Here is a 23,753-nt window from a genome sequence, read left to right on the forward strand (position 1 = left end):
ATCAGTTCGCTAAATGAGTTCGTCGGCCAAGCAGACGAATGTAGACAAACAATATTCCAAGGGTTACCTTCATCATGTAATAGATGGCCCGTCCGGTATCGATAGACGAAACGCCACCCTGCCGCTCGCGCATCACAACGGGCACTTCGAGAATACGCAGGTTATACAAACCAAACTGCACAATCGACTCGGGTTCAGGATATTCGTCGGGATAATAATCATTAACGATTTTCAGCGTTCGGCGATTAAAAGCCCGAAATCCTGACGTACTGTCGTAAATGGACCGACCGATCAGCATCGCATTCAGTTTACGAAAATAATTGATGCCCATCCGACGCGCTAACGTCGATTGAAAACCTGCCTTTTCCAGAAACCGGGAGCCGATCACTACGTCGCTTTTGCCGTCGATGATTGGTTGTAAAATTTTAGGTAATTCGCCCGCCGGATGTTGCCCATCGCCATCGATCTGTACCGCAATGTCGTAGCCGTTTCTAAACGCATATTTGTAGCCCGACTGCATAGCTCCACCAATACCCAGATTGACGGGTAAATCCAGATACAAACAATCGAGTTTCCGAATAACGGCTATCGAATTGTCTGTTGAACAGTCATTTACAACCAAGATATCCAGATTCAGGCCGAACTGGTATTTTACCTGATTGATTTCCCGAACAACGGCCGTAATGGCCGCTTCCTCATTAAAACATGGAACAACAATCAGAATAAGAGGGTCGGTGATGGGTTTCGTTTCCATTAGTCATTGATCCGATAAATCGTAAGCGTTCCTAACGTAGAGACGAGCTTCATGCAGCGGTTTTCGGCCGGGTGCAATGTGTGGTCAAAGACGATGTATTTAACGTTCAGTTGCTTCAACCGGGGCGAACATGGGTCCATTGCAACGGTATATCCATCTTCGAACGTATTCTGGATAATGACCGAATCGCGCCCATCGACGTAGCTGTTGTAAACCGTGTGTGCAAAACGGTTATAGGCCGAATCACGCTTCATGGTTGGGTCTAGCACTTTAAGCACCGAGCGGGGTGGAATATATTTAACCCCACTAATCAGATCGACGCCCGTTGCCGTTACCAGATATGATACGTATTGACTACCAAAAACGGCCCATTTGGCGTTCGGTTCCTGATTATGAATGTTCTGTACGGCCTGATAAAGCTGGTGTTCGGTAATAGGTGTCATACCTTTCGAAACCGGGTTTATCTTCAGGTTAGGTAGCAAAAATACCATCATCGCACTGCCGAATATCAGATTTCGATACGGTAGTGCCCAGGTGAAGAGAAGCAGCGAACCCGCAGCCGTGAAAAACAGAATCGGCAGAATCAACTGAGTCATTCGGAAAAATCCAGCCGAATCTTCTACGTTGACATTAGCCGCATAAATCATGAACGCCAGTACGCCAGCAATACCTACTCCCGTATAAAGCGCATTGTTACGTATCGGAATAGTTGTGAGGTAGTACAGGTACGCAATCGTCAGCAATACGTTACCAATCCCAAACGGAATCTGTGTACGGCGCGTAGGACTCATGTTCCAGAGCGTCAGCTTGGCGAGCCATTCGGGGAACCCGATTTCAATCCAGATATAGCCAACAATAACAAACACGCTCAATAGTAATACTACCCAGTCAATTTTGCGATTAATGACAAAGCTGGCAGCCGCGCACGGAATAATAATTGGTGCGAACGTAATATAGTGCGATAACTCGCAACTATTCAGCCAGTTCGACGGGAACTTGGCGTCAGAAACCATCCAACTAAAATACTCCGAAAACCAGTTTGATACGAAACCTGTGCCGCCCAATTCACTACGTTTACCGGGATAAACGGTATTCATAATGGCATCGAGCGATGGCTTCACATCATTATAAAAACTTAAGAAGGCTATCCCTGTCAACGCCAGTGCCAGTATGCCTCCACCCAGTTTAATTGGCCATTGCGATAAGATGCGCTTCAGATCGAAATTGTTAATGATGTAGCCAGCCAACACGCAGAGCAGTACGTAGCCAAGCGGTACTTCGTAGGGCGGATACAAAATCAGCGCATAATTCATGAGTAGCCAAGCCAGCGCCACCGCACTACCAATAATTGCCGTTCGATTCTGGCTGTAAAACAAGTAGATGGTTGCCACAATAAGCAGACTCATGGCGGCAATCATGGGCGTTGGTATATACATCCACGATTGTGTACCGGAGGATAAAAACAGCCAGAGACTTCCTAGAACCGAGAGCCAGAAGTTGTTACGTGTTAGCAAAAGCAACATCAACGTAGCACCAATCAGCGCAAACATGACCCTGAAGTTGTATAGCCAGGCGTAACCCCGTTCAACGTCCAGAATAAAAAATCCCCAATGATCGGGTTTAAATAATTCGCTGAAATGTTTGGTAGGAGCAACCAGAATAGGAGCTTTTTCGCCACCAATCGTCAGGTTTTCAGTAGGAAATCCTTTATTGGCTTGCGACAGAATCCAGGGAGTTCCAACCGCATAATCGTCCATACGAATCCGACGTGGTTCGCCCGAGATCAGCCCTCGGCGAGGATTTGAGCCATCGGGCATAAGCTGATTCCAGACGGGTAGCGATATCGAGTGGATTTTTGCCAGCGTGAGCAATACAAACAAGCCGACACAAATACCCATAAACCATTTCAGCCGTTTGTCGAAACGAATCAACTCGAACGGTTTAGAAACGGGTAATATCTCGGTTACGCTCGATGATTCGGTTGGCTGAGATCGTTCTGGTGTAGGCTGTGGCTTAGGCTGGTTCGCAACCGGACGTACCGTAGTAGCAACGGGTGGGCCTTTCCTCTTTTTCGACATGGGGAATACTAACGAAACAATTCTTTAAAAGGGTCAGCTAATGAGATTTACTCAATTAGTCAAACTTACTAATACCGTGCCAGATTGCCAACATCTGGTAAATTGTTTAACAAAATAGCAAATTTGTACCCATGGTGAAGGGTTATATTCGGCAGGCACTCCCTATTTTACTGGCTATTGCGCTGCTTTGGTACGTATTGAAAGATGTATCGGCAACAGAAATTATAAGCCAGTTTGATCGGGCAAACTACGGATGGCTAGTGCTAGTGGGCGTACTTATCTGCCTATACTACGTCATTCGTGCGGCTCGCTGGCAGATTACGTTACAGGCCATTGGCTATTCCCCTTCGCTATTTAGAACAACCATCGCCATAATGGCCGGTACGTTAACCAGTATGATTATTCCCGGAGCGGGCGAACTTACCCGTTGTGGTACATTGCAACGTACCGACGATGTTCCTATTTCACAGGGAGTGGGTACAATTGTGGCCGAGCGGGTTGTTGATTTGCTGATGTTGGGCGTTGTGCTAGTGCTAACGGCTTTACTCGAATTCAACCGGATGCAGGTTTATCTGTCTACATTGCCCTTCTCTTTCCCCAGTTTATACGTATTGGCTGGAATGGCTTTGCTGGGGATAGTCGCCATTTTCGTGAGCTGGCGATTACTGGCACGAAGAACGTTTAACGAAAATTCGTTCGTTGCAAAGATTACCAACGTAATGGCCGGATTTAAAACCGGATTTCTGGCCATTCGACAACTGGAGCGCCCGGTTATATTTATTGGGCTTACGCTATTGAGTCAGCTACTCTCGTGGGTTTATACATACGTATTGCTGTTGGCTAGTCGTGATACCGAACATCTTCCGCCAACGGCTGCCTTGATGATCTTAGCCGTTGGTTCGCTCGGTGGGCTGGCCGTACCAACGCAGGGAGGCATTGGTACGTATCATTTTCTGGTAAGTCGGGCATTATTGCTCTATGGTTTTACGGCAACGCAGGGCGCTCTGGTTGCTACGTTCCTTCATACCGTTGGTTTCGCTATAAATCTGCTTTTAAGTAGTACCAGCTTCCTGATTTTACCGACACTGATCAACGCGAAACCGAGTAAGTCTGTTGAGAAAGCAATCAAATAGCTTAGAAATGGCCTTAGTGGAACAGAAGCCCTAAGTCTCGATAGTTGGCTTAAGCTAGTTGGTATATTGAGTTAGAGTAAAATAATCACTAAACGTATTTTTAGATTAAAATCCGGTTGAACTGATGACCTGATTTATCTGATAAACTATACGTTAGCTGGTGACAATGGGCCTTAACCTCCTACTTAATCTCTTATGGATCGGAGCGGTCTATTGCTTTTGGCTGCCCCCAAAGGCAATTGGCCAGCCGGAGATACAGACCTTTGGTCATCTGTCGGTCGATGAAGGTCTATCGCAAAGCAGTGTTTACTGCATTACGCAGGATACCAAAGGGTTTATGTGGTTCGGCACCCGCGACGGATTGAATCGCTACGATGCACATCGTGTAGAGGTTTATTACCGGCAGAATAGCCAGAAAAACAGCATTCAAGCCAATACGATCAATAGTTTAGTAACTGATAAACAAGGGCAGTTGTGGGTAGGAACAAGCAGAGGGTTAGCCCGTTATCGGCCAAAACAGGATGATTTTGAACGTATTTCGTTCACTGATAACCAATTGAATACGTCGGCAGATTCGACGATCACCAGTCTCTTTGACGACCGGAAAGGATATCTTTGGGTTGGTACGTTGCATGGCCTCTATCGTTTAAAATCGACAAAACCTTACCGATTTGAACCAATCCAGACGCTTACGAAAAATGCCCATGGTTTAGGTCGTGCTACTATCCGTACCATTTATCAGGATCGGGATCAAAACCTCTGGGTAGGAACACCAGATGGGTTAACAAAGCTTCAATCAGTAGCTTCCGGACAGTTTCGTTTAACCAACTATTTTCTGGCCCCTGCCGATTCTATTTACCGCGATGCATCCAATGGTATCAATGCATTGGCCGAAGATCAGGCTGGGCGATTGTGGGTGGGTACTGAACGAAAAGGCGTTGCCTTGTTTGATAAACAGAATGGGCGTGTTGTATCGTGGCATGCCGCATCAGGTCTGGACTTAAGTACGCAGACTGTACGAACCATTAAGTCTGATGGGAAAGGCAGTTTCTGGATTGGCACCATGGCCGGTTTATATATTGTTGCACAGGATGGTAGCCGATTTAGAAGTTTAACCAATAGACCAACCGACCAGGGCACCCTGAGCGACAATTCGGTACGTGCGCTTTTTCGGGACCGAGATGGGTCTTTTTGGGTCGGTACGTATTATGGCGGTGTGGATATGTATAGTCCATTATCCCGCCAATTCGGATCGTTTCGCCCAACCGATCAGCAGGGAGGAATGCCGTTTAAAATTGCCAGTTCTATTCTGCTCGCTCACAACGCACGGCAACTCTGGCTGGGAACGGAAGATAAAGGGCTTTTGCTGGTGAACCCCAACCAGACTATTGCCCAGCATTTTACACATGATCCTAAAAATGCTCACTCCCTATCCAATGACAAAGTTAAATGCCTATTGCGTGATGGTGAAGAAGGGTTGTGGGTTGGTACGATTAAAGGACTCAATTACTTTGATGCACGTCGACAGCTTATCACGCGCTACCTGCACGAACCAACAAACCCCCGTTCATTACCGAATGACCGTATTTATGATCTCAAGCGGGATAATCAGGGAACATTATGGATTGCCATGAATCAGGGTGGGCTTTGTCGATTTGACCCGGCTACGCGTTCGTTCGTGTCCTTGATTCATCAACCTACCAAAAAAACGTCGCTTAGTTCCAACAATGTTACTACTCTTTTATGCGACAGCCGAGGTGAGTTATGGGTAGGTACAATGGGCGGTTTAAATCGAAAAGTGACGGGCAAAGATGAGTTTGTTCGGTTCATGCATAACGATGAAGATCCAGCGTCCGTCAGCAGTAATCATATCAGTTGTTTCTGGGAAGATCGCCAGCATCGGCTGTGGATAGGAACGCGGGACAATGGACTGAATCTGCTCATGCCAGATCAACGGACGTTCAAACATTTTACAAGTGCTCATGGATTACCCAGTAATTCTGTAATCAACATTCAGGAAGATAGTCATGGGCAATTATGGATCAGTACGGATAAGGGACTGGTTCAATTTGATCCGAACCGAAATTCGTTTATTCGGTATAATAAAAACGACGGATTAGTCTGTAAAGAGTTTACTCCTAATTCGGCGTATAAAGATGAACAGGGCTACCTTTATTTTGGCGGATATAATGGTATTGTCCACTTTCACCCCGACAGCATTCGCCGAAACAAAAAGGCTCCTTCAATGGGCTTTACGCAATTGCGGTTGTTCAACGAGCGAGTCTCCAGCCTTCAACAGGGAAGTACAGATGGTATCGACTATGCGCAGGGCCTTACATTCACCCATCGTCAGAACGTATTTTCGCTTGAATTTTCCGCATTCAACTTTATTAATTCGGCCAAAAACCGCTACGCCTATAAGCTTGTAGGGTTCGATAAAGATTGGAATTGCGTAAGCGATCCTAAAGCCCTCTACATGAATCTGGACCCTGGCCAGTACCTTCTTCGGGTAAAAGGAGCTAACAATGACGAGGTGTGGAATCCAAAACCGTTAGAGCTGGCAATTACGGTGCTGCCGCCTTTCTGGAAAACGCCCTGGGCATACGGGCTATATATACTTGTTTTTATCGGCTTATTACGTCTGTGGTCTGGCTTTAACCGAAGCCGGATGCAGCTTACTCACGAGCTGGAAGTTGAGCAGCTTGAGAAAAACAGGCAACAGGAATTGCATCAGACCAAGCTAAACTTCTTTACCGAGATCGCTCATGAGATTCGTACACCGTTAACACTGGTAATTGGCCCGCTCGAAACGTTGCTGGAAAACTATGCCGGTGATACGTTCATGCAGAAACAGGTCGCAATGATGCGTAATAGTACAGACCGACTGCTACGTCTGTTAAACCAATTACTTGATTTCAGAAAGCATGAAACCGGCAATGTTCAGTTACAGTACCAGCAAGTAGACGCTGTCATTTTTTTGCATACCATCACTGACTCATTTCGGGAATATGCCCGGTCGCGGCAGATAGCCCTAACAATCGAATCAGAAGTAGAAAAGCTACTGGTTAAGTTCGATGCGGGTGAAATGGAGAAAGTGATTTATAACCTCCTACTAAATGCGTTTAAATTCACACCAGCAGGAGGTTCTATCTCTGTACGATTACAACAGGATTTTACCAGTGTTGATAACGAGCAGATAATCATCATCATCGAAGACTCAGGAATTGGCATGCCTGCGAGTGAGTTAGCGCATATTTTCAGCCGTTTTTACCAGGTTGGCCATGCCAAAACTCAGGACATGGGATTTGGACTTGGTTTGGCACTTAGTAAAAGCATTATTGAACAGCATAAAGGACAGATTTCTGTAGAAAGTCAGGAAGCGCAAGGAGAGCAGTCCGGTTTTACGCGGTTTACGATTTCCCTTCCGGCAACAGGCTATTTTGATGATACGTATGCGTCAGTTGCTCCTGTGTTGCCAAGACTGAATACACAAACGCTTCCATCGGAGGTGATTGCTACATTTGAGGATAAGGCTATCCAGAAGCAACCCATTGCCGATAAGCCATTACTCATGCTTGTTGAAGATCAGGACGATCTACGTATTTATATCAGGGATCTGTTTTCGCCGTTTTATCAGGTCATTGAAGCACCTGACGGGGCCAACGCTTGGGAGAGGGCTATACAACTGCTACCTGATATAATTATTAGTGACGTAGCAATGCCTTTTATGGATGGCCTGACCCTCACGAATCGACTTAAATCAGATGAACGGACAAGCCACATTCCGGTGATTTTGTTAACGGCCAAAGATACGGTGGAGGCTCAACTGGCAGGCTGGGAAACAAGAGCTGATGACTACGTAGCGAAGCCATTTCATCCTCAGCTTCTTCAGGCGCGTGTCCGAAATCTGCTCCTGCTACGTCAGCAGTTAAAAACAAAATACCATCGACTGGTTACACTGCAACCTCAGGCTCCGGAGCTGGATCACCCCGACGAGAAATTTCTTCAACAGATCATGGCCATTCTCAATGCCAACCTTGCCGATGCTGATTTTAACGTATCAGGTCTGGTTAATGAAATGGGAATGAGCCGACCTGTTCTATTTCGGAAAGTGAAGATGCTGACAGGTTTATCCATTATTGACCTGCTTCGGTCAACACGCCTAAAAAAAGCAGAACTTCTTCTCAAACAGAAAAAGCTAAGCGTGGCCGAAGTCGCTTTCGCGGTCGGTTTCAACGATCCCAAATATTTTAGCCGTGCCTTCCGTGCTCAATTCGGACAAACACCTACTGATTATAAGGAAGTTGTAGAGTTATAACCCTACAACATTACAACCTTACAACTGTATAAAACCCTACAACTTCTCTTTCCCGTTAAGTTTTTTAGCACGTAGTAAGGCTTCCAGAAAATAATAATCGGCGTAAATAATTGGTACGTCTACTTCGCTGTTCTGCGGTTTAGAACCCGTACTGTGCAACAATAAAAATCCGTGGTTCTGTCCTACTGGCGATACGTAGCGTTTTGCCAGATTGGCGATAACCTGATCCGCTTTCTGACGTAGTTGAGCACCGTTCTGGCTATACGTACTTAACTCGTAAAGCGCCGACGCCATAACCGTAGCGGCCGATACATCGCGCGGTTCATTGGGAATGCCGGGGGCGTCGAAATCATAATACGGTATCAGATCGGCGGGCATACGCGGATGGTTAAGCATAAAACGGGCGATAGCTTCCGCCTGTCGCAGAAATTGCGGATCGCGGGTTTCGCGGTAACAGAGTGTGTAGCCATACAATCCCCAGGCCTGCCCACGTGCCCATGCCGACTCATGGCTATAGCCCTGATGCGTATTTTTCTTCAATACGTTTCCAGTCAGCGTATCATAATCGATGACGTGATAAGAGCTATTATCAGACCGATAATGATTCTTCATTGTTGTACGGGCATGCGTAACAGCAATCTTGTAATACGTAGAATCGCCGGTGAGTCGGGTAGCGGCAAACAAAAGCTCCAGATTCATCATATTATCGATAATGACCGGGCATTGCCACACATCTTTATGGTGATCCCAGGAGCGGATGATCCCAGCGGCCGGTTTAAAACGCTTAATCAATGTTTTGGCACCCTGAATGATAACCTCCCGATACGTATTGTCACGCGTCAGTCGATACCCATTGCCATAGCTGCAATAGAGTTTGAAGCCCATGTCGTGCGTACCCGCATTCATCTTTTCGTTTTCAAGCTTAGCTGTATAAATTCTAGCTTGATCGGCCCAGCTTTTCTGGCCTGTGTACTCGTAGAGATACCATAGTTCTCCGGCGAAAAAGCCACTTGTCCAGTCACGGGCGGGCACTAGCTGAAGCTCTCCACTTGCGTTCAGAGCGCGAGGGGAAACCTGCGCCGGACTTTTACCTGATGCTGCCTGACTAGCGGTTGCTACGTCTGTTAATAGTAATTGAGTTTGTTGCTCAGCTTGTTTGAACAGGCTTTTGATGAGCGAATTTGGAATAGAGCTTGTGAGAAAGCCTGTGACAATCAGCAGCAGGGAAGCCGTTTTGAGTATCTGCATGGATTTTGAAAGCGGGTTTAGAAAATAGTTAATCTAACAAATTGATAGACATCACAGAGTTTACCACCCCAACCCCTCCTAAAACAGGAGGGGCTTCGTTAATGACAATCGCTAGTCGTTGATTCAAGCATTGATTAAGGGAAGTTGTACCCTGCTACATAGCCCCCGCCTATTTTAGGAGGGGGTTGGGGGTGGTAAACTCTAGTTAAGCCAGATCAGCGGATTACGAATGGGTAAATTACGTAACACTTCCTCTACCTGTGGGTTATGATCAAGTCGTTTCCAGGTGGTCAGCCACGCATGTTGCCCGTATGCCAATGCGCCAAAAACAAGGAACGGATGCGCAACAGGCCACTCATTCCAATACATGACATCGGGTTTGAGGGGCCAGTTGGCTTTGTTGGCAACAAACGGATACAGATACGTAACGCCTGTTCGAATGCTACGTCCGTCGGCGGTTTGATACGTCCAGAGATTATCAGCGGGAATAGATAAAATCTGGCAAATCGTAGCCATTGCATCCAGATTGAAGAGCGAATAACCATACGGTTTTGTCCGACGTAGCTCCTGCGGAAAACTGCCATCGGTAGCCATCTGATCGGGTAGCAATACGTTCTTGTAGCGATTTCGGCAGAATGTCATCAATGTATCATTTCCCGTGAGTCGGGCAAAAGCCGCCACCTGCATCACCCAGCACGTACCGTGGTTGTTTTTGGCATTCATTTCATCGCGACCATACGGGTGAGTCGTCAGCCATCGTAGGTAATCAGAAAACCACTGCTTGATTGCGGCCACCGCACGCTTGTCAGTCGACGTAGCGTTTTCCAGTGCCCGAACGGCCTGCGCAGCCTCCATTAAATGTATCGTATCGATAATGCCGATGCCACGTCCGGTTGCCCGACCTTTAATGGCTTGTGCATACAAAAGCGATGGATTCATTCGAGTGCTGGAATCTACAAACCAGGCGTTGAGATGCCGGAATGCGTGCCGAACGTAGCGTTCATCTTGAGTCACTACGTAGGCCGAAGCTAAAGCACCGACAACCCGACTAAACCGGATCATGGCCTGCCGATGGGCTACGAAGTTATCGGGATTGGTCATGCCATCCCGTTGAACATACGGTCCCTGTAGATTGGTTGAATCTGGCCACCAGTAATCGCCCTCGGAAAAGAAATCGTGTTTACCACCCGCGCTACGTACTGACGATTGCGCAGTTACCGTAACGGGTTGTTGTTGCATGGCCCAGCGCGCTTCAGCCAGAATATGCGGCTTCAGACTAGCGGCAACAGCAGCCCGCTTGAGCGATTGCCCAGTTGCTTCTATTAAGACAAACTGGCAAATCGCCAAAAAGAAAAACAGGTGCGTGCGCATAGGCAAGGGTGAGGTTATCATCAGAGTAAAATAGACAGGATAAAAACGAGCAGCGTAACGAGCAACACAAGTGCGCCAACTTCTGCCAAGGTTAATGTTAATCTGTCTTTTTTCACCTGTCCTCAACTATTGATGTTTATCAGTGCAAGTTTAGTTGCTTAATAAACTCTCGTAGTTACGTCAATTGCTCAAAAAGGAGGACAAAACGTTCGGACGGGTAAAAAAACGTTCAAAGGGGTGGATGGAGCGTTCAATTTAGATTATTCCATTATTTTTTATTCCTATGGCAATTAATATTGCTTCATCGGGCAGCAATTAACCAACCCTTATTGCTATGTATAAACCTTTATTTCAAAAATTTCTCCACCGGATGCTCTTTGGCTGGCTGGCATTGGCGCTATTAACGGGCGGCTATGTGACAGGGCAAAACGTATCGCCGGGTAGTGGCCAAACGCGTCAAACGTATCGATTTACGGGACGCGTACTCGACGAAAAAGGCACTGGTCTCCCTGGTGCAACTGTGGTGTTGAAAAACGATGCCAAGACCGGTACTACGTCAGATGCCGATGGTAAGTTCACGATGAACATCCCAACAGGTGGCGGTACGTTAGTGGTATCTGCCATTGGCTACGTAGGTCAGGAGGTGGCTATAACGAGTGAGACTACGATCGACGTAACGATGGCTCCCGACGTTAAAATCCTGAACGAGGTTGTTGTGGTGGGTTACGGAACCCAGAAAAAAGAAAACCTGACGGGCGCGGTAGCCGCTATCACCATTGATGACAAAATTTCGAGCCGCGCTGTTGCCAACGTATCGTCGGGTTTGTCGGGTCTGGTACCGGGACTAGCGGTGCAACAATCGACGGGGCAGGCGGGTCGCTCCGGTGCCGCGCTCGTTATTCGGGGATTAGGAACGGTCAATAATTCCGGTCCATTGATTGTTGTTGATGGGATGCCTGACGTAGATATCAACCGAATCGACATGAACGACGTAGCAAGCATTTCGGTGCTTAAAGATGCTGCGTCAGCATCGGTTTATGGTTCACGGGCATCGAACGGCGTGGTGCTAATTACGACTAAAAATGGGTCACAGAACAAGAAGGCGCAGATTAGCTATACCGGAACGTATGGACTTTCGCAACCGACCAATTTTTATAACTACTTCGCCGACTACCCTCGCTCGTTAACAATGCACCTGCGGGCTTCAGCGGCTGGTGCTTCGTCCACTACGTATCGCTATGGCACCGTAGAAGATTGGCTTTCCAAAGGTTTGGTCGACCCCATTAACTATCCAAATACGGATTGGTGGAAAACGATTCTGCGCGATAATGGCCGGATTCAGACACATAATATATCGGCTGCTGGCGGTAACGACAAGATGAATTTCTACCTGTCGGCAGGTATTTATGACGAGCTGGGTGTGTTGATCGAGCATGATTACAAGCGATACAATACCCGCTTCAATCTGGATTACAAAGTTCGTGATAACCTCAAGGTCGGCATTCGGATGGATGGTCAATGGTCGAAGCAGAAATTTGCCAATTCGGAAGGTTTGATTAGCTACTCCGGAACGGCAGGTTACGACATTCGCTACGCTGTTTCGGGGATTCTCCCGAAGAACCCTAATACTGGTCAGTACGGCGGTATCATGGCTTATGGCGAAGACGCTTTTGCCCGAAATATGCTCTCGCTGTTTGAAATTAACCACAATTTTCGCGACCGGCAGGAAATCAACGCCAACTTATACAGCGAATGGACGCCCATCGAAGGACTGACGCTACGTGGTGATTACGGACTACGTTATTACAACCAGTTCACGAAAACCTACTCAGATCCAACCGACGAGTGGAACTTCCAGACTGGGCTGATTTCCCGGAACGTAGTGGCCCCTAGCGCGGGTATCAGTAACAGCACCAACCAGGGTTTTAAAACGCTGCTTCAGGGTCGCGCTACGTATAATAAAACGCTGTTTGGTAATCATCAGCTTAGCTTACTGGCGGCTTATACCGAAGAATACTGGTTTAACCGGAATTTGTCGGCGAGTCGTCAGGACCGGATTAACCCACTGCTCAGCGAAATTGACGCAGCCCTCACAACGACACAGGCGGCTGGTGGCAACTCGGATGCAGAAGGATTGCGGTCGGCTATTGGCCGTCTCAACTACGTAGTGAACGACAAATACCTGTTTGAAGTGAACGCTCGCTACGATGGGTCGAGTAAATTTTTGCCGGGCTTTCAATATGGTTTCTTCCCGTCGGCTTCGGCAGGGTGGCGTTTTTCGGAGGAACCATTTTTCAAACGTTTTTCATCGGTGGTGTCGTCGGGTAAACTGCGGGCGTCCATTGGAAAACTGGGAAATAACTCCGGTGTGGGCCGCTATGAGCAGCGCGACATTTTCAACCTGACCAACTATATTTTCAATAGTAAAATTGTCAAGGGGTTTAGTTCGGCTAAAATCATCAACGAAGACTTCTCTTGGGAAGAAACCAACGTAACGAACCTCGGTCTGGATCTGGCGTTCTTTGGTGGTCGACTAACCAGTGAACTTGATTTTTATAACAAGCTGACTACCGGCATGATACGTCCGTCGTCGCTGTCTTCGTTTTTGTCGGGCTATAACGCTCCCCGCGTCAACATCGGCAAACTTCAGAACCGGGGTATGGAGCTGAATCTGACGTATCGGGCGAAAGTACGCGATGCCAACGTGGGTGCTACTTTCAACTTTGCATACAACAAGAATAAGTTGCTGGAGTGGAATGAGTTTCTTGGCAAAGGATTTACGTACCTGAACCTCCCTTATCACTTTGCGTACAGCCGCGTATCAACGGGCATTGCTCAAAGTTGGGAAGATATCGCCAACGCACCGTATCAGGGACAATACTTCTCGCCGGGTGATATTCTCTACAAAGACCTGAACGGCGATGGACAAGTAAACGATGAAGATCGGCTGGCGCAACCCCAGTTTAACCGTGATCAGCCAATGTCTACTTACGGCCTAAACCTGTTCGGCAACTGGCGCGGTTTCGACATTAGCATCCTCTGGCAGGCTGCCGCCGGACGTAAAGATTTCTGGCTTGAACCGTTCAATCAGGTGAACGTACCGTCGGCCCGGAATGCCTTTCAGGATTATCACTGGAATGACACCTGGACGCTCGATAACCGTGGTGCTACGTTGCCGCGTCTGCTCACCGGATCGGGAGGAAACAATCAGGTGGAGTCGACTTTCTGGCTGGATGATTTCAGCTACCTGCGGCTCAAAAATATTCAGGCGGGATATAACATTCCGAGCAAGTTCCTGAGCCGCGTCGGAGCTAGTCGGTTACGGGTCTATGTGACGGCCGAAAACCTGCTAACGTTTACCAAATATCGGGGTGTTGATCCGGAGAAAAGCACCAGCGTAACCGATGCTGAAAACAACGACGATCCGTTCCCGCTGCTGAAATCTTACTCGTTCGGTCTTAACCTGAGCTTCTAATCTCTTCCGATTTCGGGCTTTCACTCATGAAAAAACTCATTAAATTATATCTGCTGCTGGGTCTAACGATCTTTGCGGCCGCCTGTACCGAAGATTTACTTGATCAGGTACCGACCACCCAGCTTTCGTCGGATTTATTCTGGAAAACCACCGACGATGCCATTTTCGCGGTTAACGGCGTGTACGACGCCAACCGCACTACGTTCGACCGGGATTATTATTTCGATGGCGCCGGTGAATTTGTGCACACACGCGGTACCAGCAACAACCAGGGAACATTTAACCCCGGCCCAATTGGGTCAACAGCCGGGCCATTCACCGGAGCCAATGGAACACCTGCAAACACTGGCAGCTTTAGTTTTCTGTGGGCCGACTGCTACCGGACGATTAACCGTGCTAACTACGTATTGGAAAATATCGGTACGCTACGGGCAAGTCTGAAAGCACCAAACGATTTAGCATTGATGAATCGGCTGGTGGGCGAAGTACGGTTTCTACGGGCAATTAATTACTTCCGGCTTATTGATTTATGGGGCGACGTACCGTTTTTCAACAAGAAGCTAAACGGCAATACCGAAGCATTTACACTCACCCGAACGGCCCGTGCGGTTGTAAAAGACTCAATTCTGGCCGACTTGAGCTATGCCGCCAACGTATTGCCCGAAACTTACACTGGCGATAATCTGGGACGCGCGTCTAAGCTGGCGGCCTGGGCTTTTAGTGGTAAAGTGAATTTGTTCTGGGCCTGCTGGATGAAAACGGCCAATAATAATGCCGATGCGCAGAAACACTACACAGCCGCTGCGGCTGATTTTAAGAAGATTATCGACAAAAATATTCCGCTCTTTCGTGGAGGAGAACCCGGCCCTGCCGATAATCCGAATTATTGGCATCTGTTCCAGTATTTCAACGAATACGACCCTGAAATCATCTTTTCCGTACAGTTTGGCGGCCCGCTGCTGAGTCAGGGCGAAGAGTTAATGCGCGATTTTGGCACACGTAACACCGGAAATGCGCAATGCTGGGTTGCACCTACGTATCGTTTGGCCAATCGGTACCAACTGCTGGGTACCGGCGATTTTGCCACTCCACTCGTTCTATCCCGCAATACGACGCTGGTCAATAGTGCAACTAATCCAAGATCTTACGCTGGCCGTGACTATCGGATGCGGGCGACCATGCTGTGGGATGAACAAAAAATGCTACGTCTCTCGACCGATGGCCTGGCTGTTCAGGACAGTATTCCGTTCCGGTTCGGCAGTCGTGATGGTGTTACGTACATAAACTACGATGGCGCACCTGCGGGTTATATTTTCCGGAAGTGGGTTCGGCAGTCGGGCGGTATCGGACGTAGCGATGGTCCACAGGATATCTACATGATGCGTTTGCCCGATGTCTGGCTGATGTATGCCGAAGCGGTTAACGAAGTGAATGGTGGCCCAACGCCAGAGTTATTTACGTTGCTTAACCGCATTCGCCGTCGGGGAAATTTACCGGCACTGGCTCAGGCTAAATTCTCTTCAAAAGCCGAATTCTTCAAAGCCATTGAACAAGAGCGGATTGTGGAGTTAGTAGGTGAGGGGCAGCGTTTCTTCGACATCCGTCGTTGGCACAAAGCCGAAGAAATCTGGCCAGCACCTGCCGGTCAGGTTCTCTTCGACTCACAGGGAACCCGTATTCGCGATGAGTTCGTGAATGCCCCAGATCGGAACTACCAGCGATACTACATCTTCCAGATTCCGACCAGCGAAATCGAAGTAAATATAAAGATCATCCAGAATGAACCCTGGCTGTAAGCCGTTCACGGAAAACTGATATAAGACATGAAATCCTCAATTCTTCATAAATTTTTTGGCTTGCTGGCAATCGTAGCGCTGTTGTCGTGCAGCAAAGACCCGATTGACGATACTGGTTTACTAATTACCAACCGATCGCAGTGTTTTATGACATTCTTTGATCTGCTTGGTTCTGACCACCGAACGGTACTGGTGAGCGGCCAGACGGTAATCGATACTACTGCTCTCACGGTTACGGCAGTAGCGCGATTTGGTACCAATATGCAACGGGTAAAACCGTATTGCAGTGTTGTGACGGATGCCATTGTGGAACCAACGATGGGTATCTGGACGGACTATTCGCAACCGCAGAAATACACCGTAGTGTCGGGCAATCGGCAGGTGCGTAAGACGTATACAGTTACGGTAAACCTTCAGAGATAACCCCATCCGCTATTCATTATGAAAACGAAAACACATATTGTTCTGCCGTTTTTTGGGGTACTTCTGCTAACGCTGGGCTGTCAGACGAAAGACGTAGCACCCGAAGCCTTCAGAAACGATTTGTTAAAGAAAACGACCGGTCCTGCCGTTGTTGGCGACCGTATTGAGTTCGCCTACGCTGTTGGAACAACCGAAGGTGAATTGAAGGGCGTCCGAGCAGAAGCTTCTATTGTAGGAGGGACTGGTACAGGATTTAGCCGATTTTCCTGGTTCACGAACCGTAGTACGGGTGTCGATCAGCCCGTTCAGACGGCTACTGATACGGTAACAAATGGAGCCATTTCTTCGGCCAACATCATCGATGTAGCGACGAACAAAGCGGTGACACTACGTTATTATTATTACCCAACTGAAGAATCCAAAGGTAAAGACGTTACGTTCCGATTCAGCGGCACCAACTCAACAGGGAAAGAAGTTAGTTTCCAGTCGCCCGCTTACCGCGTTAGTCGAATGGATATGAAACGATCACTGGCATTGGTCGATGGAGCCAAAGCCTACGTATCAATTACCGACATGGCCGTCTATACGAAAGCTGAAGTAGAACAACAGAATCTGGGAAATAAAATAGACTTCGTGTACATTTATCGCGCTACGTTGGGCACGGGAAATTACGCCTTTGGACACGCCATTGTGGCTCCTTCCAATGCCGATTTCCTGAAAGACGTAACGCTGCCAACCGGTATCTCAAAGCAACGCACGCCCATTGATAAACGGGTGGATGTGAAAGATGCGCAGCTACGTGGCACTACGGGCTTCGACGTTTACATCGACGATACCGATTTGCAACAAACAACATTCCCCAATGCGGCCGATTTTGCCTACGGGCTCGCGGCTGATCAGGGAGCATTTGTTAAAACTGCCGATGGCGCGTATGCCGCCTATATTTACGTAAATTCGGTGAACAATACAGCTAAATCGATGACCGTCAGTATCAAACGTTTAAAGCTGAACTGATTAGTATTGACGAATGGATTATGCAATCCGTGAGGGCAGGTTCTTCAACCTGCCCTTGTGAGGTTTCTCAAAACCTAATACTATCGTTCAGTTTTGAGAAACTTCACAGGGTCAGATTCTTCAATCTGACCCCACTTACATCTTGAAAAGGAATTATAAGTTATGTGTTTCCATATGGGTAAACAGTTTATTTACAGCTTCATTACATTGGTATTAATCGGTTTTGATACGTTCGCGCAACCGACGAAAACCAGTAGCCAGCTTTTGAACGACGTAAAAATCATCAAAGAGCGGATCGTAACCGACCTAATGGTGACTAAAGTCAATGATAGTCAGGTAGAAAGTATTCTGGCCAAGATGAATACAGATGGTAGTTTTCAGGGTATAAACTACGAAGACTTGAGTCGGACGGCCAGTTTTCCGCATGGGGGGCACACGCGGGATCTGGTCTATTTAGCCAAAGCGTACAAAAACAAAACATCGAAATACTACCGGAGTAAACAATTGAAGGAACGTATCAGTAGTGGGCTCGACTTCTGGGTTAAACACGATTTTGTGGGCGACAACTGGCATGATAACCAGATCACAACGCCGACGAATCTGGGCAATCTGATGCTGATCATTGGCGATGAACTCCCTCAGGATCTTGTCAAAAAAGCGCAGCCGATGATTGGGAGAGCCAATATGAATGCGTCGGGTGCCCGACCAAGTGGGGATCGAATCGTGATTGCCGGAATTTTAGCCAAGAATCTACTATTCCTGGGCGATTATCAGGAGTTTGATAAAATCATCCGAATCATTGAAGGAGAAATGAAATTCTCGACGGGCGAACGGGGTTTACAGCAGGATTACAGCTTTCACCATCGGGTAGACCGGGTAAATAATACGTCATCCTATGGATACGGTAAATTCGCCAATGCATACGGCGACTGGTCGTACTACGTAGCGGGTACTACGTATGCATTCTCGAAGGAGAAAATTAACCAACTGGTTGATTATTACCTGGATGGAATCTATAAGCAGATGGTATATGGTATCTACGAAGACATTAGTGTCAAGAACCGAAGTATTTCAGGCAAAGCCACATTTCAGCCGCAAAGCACGCTGGAGATAGAACGTCTTTTGGTTAGCACGGATTATCGAAAAGCAGAACTGGTGGAAATAATCCGGTTGCGAAAAGGCGAACGTAAACCTTCGGCATCCTTCGCGAAATTCTTCTGGCAGAGTGAGCATTTTGTTTTCCAGCGCCCCCAGTTTTATACAACAGTTCGCATGTTTTCGACCCGCAATCGAAACATGGAAGAACCGTATAACGGACCGGGGAAAACAACCCATCACCGCGCCGACGGTACCAACTACCTGATGCTGAAAGGCGACGAATACCATAACATCTGGCCTGCATACAACTGGCAGAAGATTTCGGGAACAACTATTGTGCAGAAGTCGCAGTTACCCGCCCCCACTGAGATTCAGAAAGAAGGATTGACTGATTTTGTGGGTGCCGTTTCTGACGGTTTGTATGGGGCTGTGAGTTTTGATTTTAAAAGTCCGCATGATCCACTGGAAGCCAAAAAATCGTGGTTCTTTTTTGATAAAGAGTACGTATGTCTGGGAACCGCCATCAAGTCAACGACTAATTTGCCTGTATTCACTACTATAAATCAGACGCTGATGCGTAGTGATGTACGTATTATGCAGGAGGGCAAACAGCAAGATGTTCCGAAAGGCAACCGCACTCTTGACAAGGTGAAATGGGTTTATCAAGATCAGATAGGCTACATCTTTCCTGAGCCGACCACTATAAACCTGTCAAACCAGGCCGAAACAGGACGCTGGTCGGATATTACGGATCAGAAAAATATTAGTAAAGAATTGGTTAGTGAAGATGTTTTCGCACTATGGTTCAATCATGGTAATAAACCCAATGGGGCTTCCTATCAGTACATTGTGGTGCCTGCCGTATCAGAACAGCAACTCGCTGAAACAGCAGCATCCAATCGATCTATCGACATTCTTTCCAATACGGCTGATCTACAGGCAGTCAAACACAACCAGTTAGGAATTTCTCAGTTGGCTTTTTACAAAGCAGGAAGTGTAAATATTGAGAAAGGTATCGACGCAAGTCTGGACAGTCAGGGCATGGCTATGCTGAAAATGCAGGGCGGACGCCTAAAAGAGCTAACGCTGGCCGATCCATCCAGAAAATTGAGCCGAATTGTTTTTTCGATAACTGGCAATTATACCGCTAACGGAAAAACCTACCGAACAATCGCCAGCGACGACAAAACTAAAACCCTGTTTCTAGTTGATTTACCACAAGGTGTTTATACTGGAAACAGCGTTCACATAACGGTAAATTAAACGGAAAAACTTGCTCAAAGCTGATTCATGATCGGCTTTGAGCAACTGACAAAACCTAGTTTTTTCCACCGCCTACTTTTCCCGCTTTCATTGGCATGCCGGGTTGGCTTATCTCAAAGTTTTCTTTTGTTTTTGCGTCGGCAACCAATTTACGGACGTCAGCAAGGAGTTTTTTTGCATCGTACACAACGCCGTCTTTCACCGTATACGTAACACCGCCGACGCGCTCTACTTCGTTTTTATCGTTGAGGTGAATAGCGCCAGTGCCATAAAGAACTTTCAGATTTGCCAGCGGATTCTGGTCTATGATGACAAAATCGGCCAGTTTGCCCACTTCTACCGAGCCAATCTGATCGGCCATGCCTAGAGCTTCGGCTCCTTTCAACGTAGCGGCACGGATCACTTCGAGTGGATGAAAACCAGCCTCACGTAGCAATTCGAGTTCGCGAATGTAGGCGAAACCGTAAAGCTGATAAATAAAGCCCGAGTCGGAACCCGTAGTGACGCGCCCTCCCCGGTTTTTGTATTCGTTGATGAACTCCATCCAGAGCTGGTAATTTTTTTTCCAGGCTACTTCCTGTTCGGTTCCCCAATTGTGCCAGTACGAACCGTGCGAAATCCGACTTGGGCCGTAGAAACGCCATAGGCTTGGCATGGTATACTCATCGTGCCACTCGGCCCGGCGGGCCAGCATCAGTTCGCGGTTGGCTTCGTAAATATTGAAGGTAGGATCGAGCGTAAAATCCAGCGCAATCAGTTCGTCCATCACCTTATTCCAGCGTTCGGTTCCGGGCTTGGCGGCCTGTTGCCAGAGATTCCCCGCTTCTTCGAACCGATTCTGCTCGTTGTTATAATTATACGTAGCAGGATAGTTTTGAACGGTTTTATCATCGAACAAGGCTTCTGGCAGACCATACCAGTGTTCCAGCGACGTTAGTCCCGCTTTAGCCGTTGCCAGCGCATTCATTCGGGCTACCTCCAATTGGGCATGGTGGCAAGCCGACCGCAGACCCAATTTTTTATTTTCTTCCAGTGCCGCCCGAAACACAGCCGGTTCGGCTCCGAAAAATTTAATCCCATCGGCTCCCCGTTTGGCATTTTGTTGAACCCAGGCCCGTGCCTGTTCGGGCGTGCTGATAGGTTCTTTGGCACTTTGCCCGAACACCGTATACGCTTTGATACGTGGGGCGGTAATTTCGTTACGTTCGCTTTTAGCGCGATGGTCAAGCACCCAGTCGAGCCCGTTTCCGCACGATGGGTCGCGGATGGTGGTAATGCCATGACCGAGCCAGAGTTTAAATACGTATTCAGCATTTGCCCCCTGTGCCTGTCCGCCAATATGACCGTGCATGTCGATAAATCCTGGCATGAGATACATGCCTTCGCAATTCAATTCCTTGTCGCCGGGATCGGCTTTCGGACGATTTTTAGCGTCAATCGGAACACCCGGATAGCCAACCTGTCTGATTTGCGCGATACGATTTTTCTCGACCACAATATCGACTGGCCCAACCGGCGGAGCACCTGTACTATTCACCAACGTAACACCCCTAATGATGAGCTTGCCAAACGGTCCGTCGCCCTCATGTCGGGCCGGTGCTTTTTCAACTTGCGCCAATAATGAATGGACAATGAAGAACGTAAACTGAAAGAGGAGTAAAAATCGTGTAGAAGGTTGTAGCATAATTGGTAAATCGTTTCGGTAAACAGTTGTAAGATAAGCGAATCTGCCTGAATTTTGCGCGCTGACCGTATTCCGGACTGTCGACATGAAACAATTCGTAACCAGATACTTTCTGCTTTTTGTGGTGCTGCTGGCAATTGTTATAGCGTTTGCTATGAAAGCCACTGTTTTTCAGACACATTCGCCTGTATCAGAGCAGTTGTCAACGCAACAGAAAGCGACGGCATGGGGAGCTGAAGAAGGCGCATATTGGGCGAGTAACAGGTTCGAAATTAATACGTATCAGCTCGAACAGGCGTATAAAGGCAAACTAAGGGCGGGAGAAGCCCAACTTATTTTCAAGGTCGAAACCATTTCGCCTGAAAACCAGAAGCCAACGCAAAACGACGAAAACTCGATTCTGGTAATGAAATCACAGCTAATCCGTCGATTCGCGGCTGATACGTTGGCTGTTTCATTGGTTACGTCAGCGTTGACGCCTATTCACAATCCTTTATTTCCCAATACATTGGCTGTCAGTACGTCGAATCAGGGGTGGGAAGGGCATCGTTACTGGCAGCTACACTACCGCGACAATGCGTATCAGGTACGGGAACAGTCGTCTGATGAATCAGCGGTAAAAGAGCCTTATACGCTGGCTAAAACAAGGTTGGAAGATGAGTTGTGGAATCGTATTCGTCTGGAAAACAATAAATTGCCAGCGGGCGACGTAACGATAGTTCCCGGAACCGCGTCGACGCAGTTACGTAATATTCCGCTGAAAACGTTACCTGCCAAAGCTACGCTGGCCGATTATGAAGGCGTGCTTTATCCCGGCAAATTTCTGAAGTCCTATACGCTCGAATACCCAACCGACGGACGAACGCTGGTGCTGATTTTTGAAAGCAAATTTCCGCATAAAATTGTGGGTTGGGAAGAAACGTATCGCACTCAGGATAACCTTCTGACCTCCCGCGCCGTTTTAAAGAATACGATTCAAACGGACAATCGGGAACATAAATCGCAATCCGACAGTACGTTACGTAATTAATGTTTCACTATAACAAAGACGGCGCTACGTATCGGCAATCCCACGAACGTAGCAGTCGCCAACCAACAAATACAATGAACCGATTCATCATTTTCTGCATCATTACCCTATTCAGTATCGCCTGTTCGTCGGACAAAGAAAAACCAGCCAAGACCGATGAGCCCGTTTATACGCTCATATTTCTGGATAAAACCCGAAGCGTAAATGTGAACAAAGCGTTTGTAGCTCAAAAATATCAACAGGCACTAACCGATATTATAGAGCAGAATATCCGGCAGAAGGGCGACAAGCTGGACGTGTACTTTATTCATGAAAATACGTCGAAAGCGCGTGCACTGAACCTGACGGTACGTAGTGAAATGGAAGACGTAGCAGCAGCCAGCCCAACCGACCGTGAAGCGGCTGAAACAGAATTCAATCTGTCGCTGACGCGTGAAAAAGGACAGATGCGGCAACGTGTTTTGCAACAGTTGATGACCCAAAATGATGGCGCATCAAATCAGGAAACCGATATATGGGCGAGTCTACCCGTAATTGCCAAAGCCAATGAAACGGGTGCTACGGTAAAAGTGTATTACCTCAGCGATATGATCGAGAGCGTAAAAGGGACCAACCGTCGCGATTTTCAGGTAACTCCGCCAAAAGACAATTCACAGGCTGATGATTGGGCAAAAGCTGACGCTGAACAGCTAAAACGCTACGTTATTGGCAGCCCCGACGTAACGATGATTTTGCCGTTTGAACCAAACGCATCGGTTAAAGAAAACAATCCGGCCGTGACAGAATACTGGCAAAAACTCCTGACCGAATTAGGTGCCGGGAACGTAGCGGAGGAATAGAGTATCAAACGAACGTAACAGAAAGGCCAGCAAGGAAATAATTTGTTTCCTTGCTGGCCTTTCTGTTACGTTCGTTCGTTATTCGCTGAGGACGTAGCGTTAATTGCATTATACGGACGTCACTTTCTGAAAAAACTATGTCTACAGGCATTTGTATTTTGCTCTGTAGATTTTCCGGCACTATCAGTTTAACCATTCTAAGGACGAATCGTTTACTTTTGTAAGAAGC

General features: G+C 47.5%; 14 protein-coding genes. 9 read left to right on the plus strand and 5 right to left on the minus strand.

All coding sequences use genetic code 11. From position 1 onward, the window contains the following. Position 1: 1 nt before the first annotated feature. Positions 2-754, minus strand: coding sequence for a glycosyltransferase family 2 protein (locus ACYVD4_RS29980; protein ID WP_460951906.1), 753 nt, complete (start codon positions 752-754; stop codon positions 2-4). Beyond that, a complete protein-coding gene (locus ACYVD4_RS29985) occupies positions 754-2,832 on the minus strand; it encodes a DUF7657 domain-containing protein (RefSeq protein ID WP_460951908.1) in 2,079 nt (692 codons plus the stop codon). The genes ACYVD4_RS29980 and ACYVD4_RS29985 overlap by 1 nt, the downstream gene beginning before the upstream one ends. Positions 2,833-2,963: 131 nt before the next feature. Between ACYVD4_RS29985 and ACYVD4_RS29990 the strand changes: the two genes are divergently transcribed. Both ACYVD4_RS29990 and ACYVD4_RS29995 read left to right on the plus strand, forming a co-directional pair. Beyond that, positions 2,964-3,965, plus strand: coding sequence for a lysylphosphatidylglycerol synthase transmembrane domain-containing protein (locus tag ACYVD4_RS29990; protein ID WP_460951910.1), 1,002 nt, complete (start codon positions 2,964-2,966; stop codon positions 3,963-3,965). A gap of 166 nt (positions 3,966-4,131) precedes the next feature. Next, positions 4,132-8,283: a hybrid sensor histidine kinase/response regulator transcription factor gene (locus ACYVD4_RS29995; RefSeq protein ID WP_460951911.1), complete on the plus strand. Its 4,152-nt coding sequence runs from the start codon at positions 4,132-4,134 to the stop codon at positions 8,281-8,283. Positions 8,284-8,319: 36 nt separating this feature from the next. On the opposite strand, the gene ACYVD4_RS30000 is transcribed toward ACYVD4_RS29995, so the two are convergent. Together ACYVD4_RS30000 and ACYVD4_RS30005 are read right to left on the minus strand one after the other, a co-directional pair. Further along, complete coding sequence (locus ACYVD4_RS30000; protein WP_460951913.1) at positions 8,320-9,531, minus strand: glycoside hydrolase family 88 protein; 1,212 nt, start codon at positions 9,529-9,531, stop codon at positions 8,320-8,322. 201 nt (positions 9,532-9,732) lie between these two features. After that, a complete protein-coding gene (locus tag ACYVD4_RS30005; protein ID WP_460951914.1) occupies positions 9,733-10,902 on the minus strand; it encodes an alginate lyase family protein in 1,170 nt (389 codons plus the stop codon). A gap of 334 nt (positions 10,903-11,236) precedes the next feature. On the opposite strand from ACYVD4_RS30005, the gene ACYVD4_RS30010 reads away from it, so the two are divergent. The 5 genes from ACYVD4_RS30010 to ACYVD4_RS30030 all read left to right on the plus strand — a co-directional run bounded on the left by ACYVD4_RS30010 (position 11,237) and on the right by ACYVD4_RS30030 (position 19,971). Then, positions 11,237-14,377 carry a SusC/RagA family TonB-linked outer membrane protein gene (locus ACYVD4_RS30010; protein ID WP_460951916.1) on the plus strand — a complete coding sequence of 1,047 codons (3,141 nt, stop codon included), beginning with the start codon at positions 11,237-11,239 and terminating at the stop codon, positions 14,375-14,377. 26 nt (positions 14,378-14,403) lie between these two features. After that, positions 14,404-16,173 carry a RagB/SusD family nutrient uptake outer membrane protein gene (locus tag ACYVD4_RS30015; RefSeq protein WP_460951918.1) on the plus strand — a complete coding sequence of 590 codons (1,770 nt, stop codon included), beginning with the start codon at positions 14,404-14,406 and terminating at the stop codon, positions 16,171-16,173. A gap of 27 nt (positions 16,174-16,200) precedes the next feature. Then, positions 16,201-16,596 (plus strand): hypothetical protein, encoded by a 396-nt coding sequence (locus ACYVD4_RS30020; RefSeq protein ID WP_460951920.1) that lies wholly within the window; start codon positions 16,201-16,203, stop codon positions 16,594-16,596. 18 nt (positions 16,597-16,614) lie between these two features. Beyond that, positions 16,615-17,610, plus strand: coding sequence for a DUF4466 family protein (locus ACYVD4_RS30025; protein ID WP_460951922.1), 996 nt, complete (start codon positions 16,615-16,617; stop codon positions 17,608-17,610). 174 nt (positions 17,611-17,784) lie between these two features. After that, positions 17,785-19,971 carry a polysaccharide lyase family 8 super-sandwich domain-containing protein gene (locus tag ACYVD4_RS30030; RefSeq protein ID WP_460951923.1) on the plus strand — a complete coding sequence of 729 codons (2,187 nt, stop codon included), beginning with the start codon at positions 17,785-17,787 and terminating at the stop codon, positions 19,969-19,971. 55 nt (positions 19,972-20,026) lie between these two features. Here the strand turns inward: ACYVD4_RS30030 and ACYVD4_RS30035 are convergent, their stop codons facing one another. Then, the gene (locus ACYVD4_RS30035) at positions 20,027-21,655 is read right to left on the minus strand and encodes an amidohydrolase family protein (RefSeq protein WP_460951924.1); all 1,629 of its coding nucleotides are present in this window, start codon (positions 21,653-21,655) and stop codon (positions 20,027-20,029) included. Between the two features lie 85 nt (positions 21,656-21,740). Here ACYVD4_RS30035 and ACYVD4_RS30040 point away from each other — a divergent pair, with 85 nt between their 5' ends. Together ACYVD4_RS30040 and ACYVD4_RS30045 are read left to right on the plus strand one after the other, a co-directional pair. After that, on the plus strand, positions 21,741-22,685 hold the full coding sequence (locus ACYVD4_RS30040; RefSeq protein ID WP_460951925.1) for a hypothetical protein: 945 nt from the start codon (positions 21,741-21,743) through the stop codon (positions 22,683-22,685). A 74-nt stretch (positions 22,686-22,759) separates the two neighbouring features. Then, positions 22,760-23,524, plus strand: a complete 765-nt coding sequence (locus tag ACYVD4_RS30045; protein ID WP_460952161.1) for a hypothetical protein — start codon at positions 22,760-22,762, stop codon at positions 23,522-23,524. Positions 23,525-23,753 lie beyond the last annotated feature (229 nt).

Source organism: Spirosoma daeguense, from assembly GCF_054776875.1.

What these genes read in the sequence shown, in the direction of transcription:
- ACYVD4_RS30030 (WP_460951923.1), top strand. Translation starts at nt 17,785, where the DNA reads ATGGGTAAACAGTTTATTTACAGCTTCATTACATTGGTATTAATCGGT.
- ACYVD4_RS30035 (WP_460951924.1), bottom strand. Translation starts at nt 21,655, where the DNA reads ATGCTACAACCTTCTACACGATTTTTACTCCTCTTTCAGTTTACGTTC.
- ACYVD4_RS29985 (WP_460951908.1), bottom strand. Translation starts at nt 2,832, where the DNA reads ATGTCGAAAAAGAGGAAAGGCCCACCCGTTGCTACTACGGTACGTCCG.
- ACYVD4_RS30020 (WP_460951920.1), top strand. Translation starts at nt 16,201, where the DNA reads ATGAAATCCTCAATTCTTCATAAATTTTTTGGCTTGCTGGCAATCGTA.
- ACYVD4_RS29980 (WP_460951906.1), bottom strand. Translation starts at nt 754, where the DNA reads ATGGAAACGAAACCCATCACCGACCCTCTTATTCTGATTGTTGTTCCA.
- ACYVD4_RS30000 (WP_460951913.1), bottom strand. Translation starts at nt 9,531, where the DNA reads ATGCAGATACTCAAAACGGCTTCCCTGCTGCTGATTGTCACAGGCTTT.
- ACYVD4_RS30040 (WP_460951925.1), top strand. Translation starts at nt 21,741, where the DNA reads ATGAAACAATTCGTAACCAGATACTTTCTGCTTTTTGTGGTGCTGCTG.
- ACYVD4_RS30025 (WP_460951922.1), top strand. Translation starts at nt 16,615, where the DNA reads ATGAAAACGAAAACACATATTGTTCTGCCGTTTTTTGGGGTACTTCTG.
- ACYVD4_RS30045 (WP_460952161.1), top strand. Translation starts at nt 22,760, where the DNA reads ATGAACCGATTCATCATTTTCTGCATCATTACCCTATTCAGTATCGCC.
- ACYVD4_RS30005 (WP_460951914.1), bottom strand. Translation starts at nt 10,902, where the DNA reads ATGCGCACGCACCTGTTTTTCTTTTTGGCGATTTGCCAGTTTGTCTTA.
- ACYVD4_RS29990 (WP_460951910.1), top strand. Translation starts at nt 2,964, where the DNA reads ATGGTGAAGGGTTATATTCGGCAGGCACTCCCTATTTTACTGGCTATT.
- ACYVD4_RS29995 (WP_460951911.1), top strand. Translation starts at nt 4,132, where the DNA reads ATGGGCCTTAACCTCCTACTTAATCTCTTATGGATCGGAGCGGTCTAT.
- ACYVD4_RS30010 (WP_460951916.1), top strand. Translation starts at nt 11,237, where the DNA reads ATGTATAAACCTTTATTTCAAAAATTTCTCCACCGGATGCTCTTTGGC.
- ACYVD4_RS30015 (WP_460951918.1), top strand. Translation starts at nt 14,404, where the DNA reads ATGAAAAAACTCATTAAATTATATCTGCTGCTGGGTCTAACGATCTTT.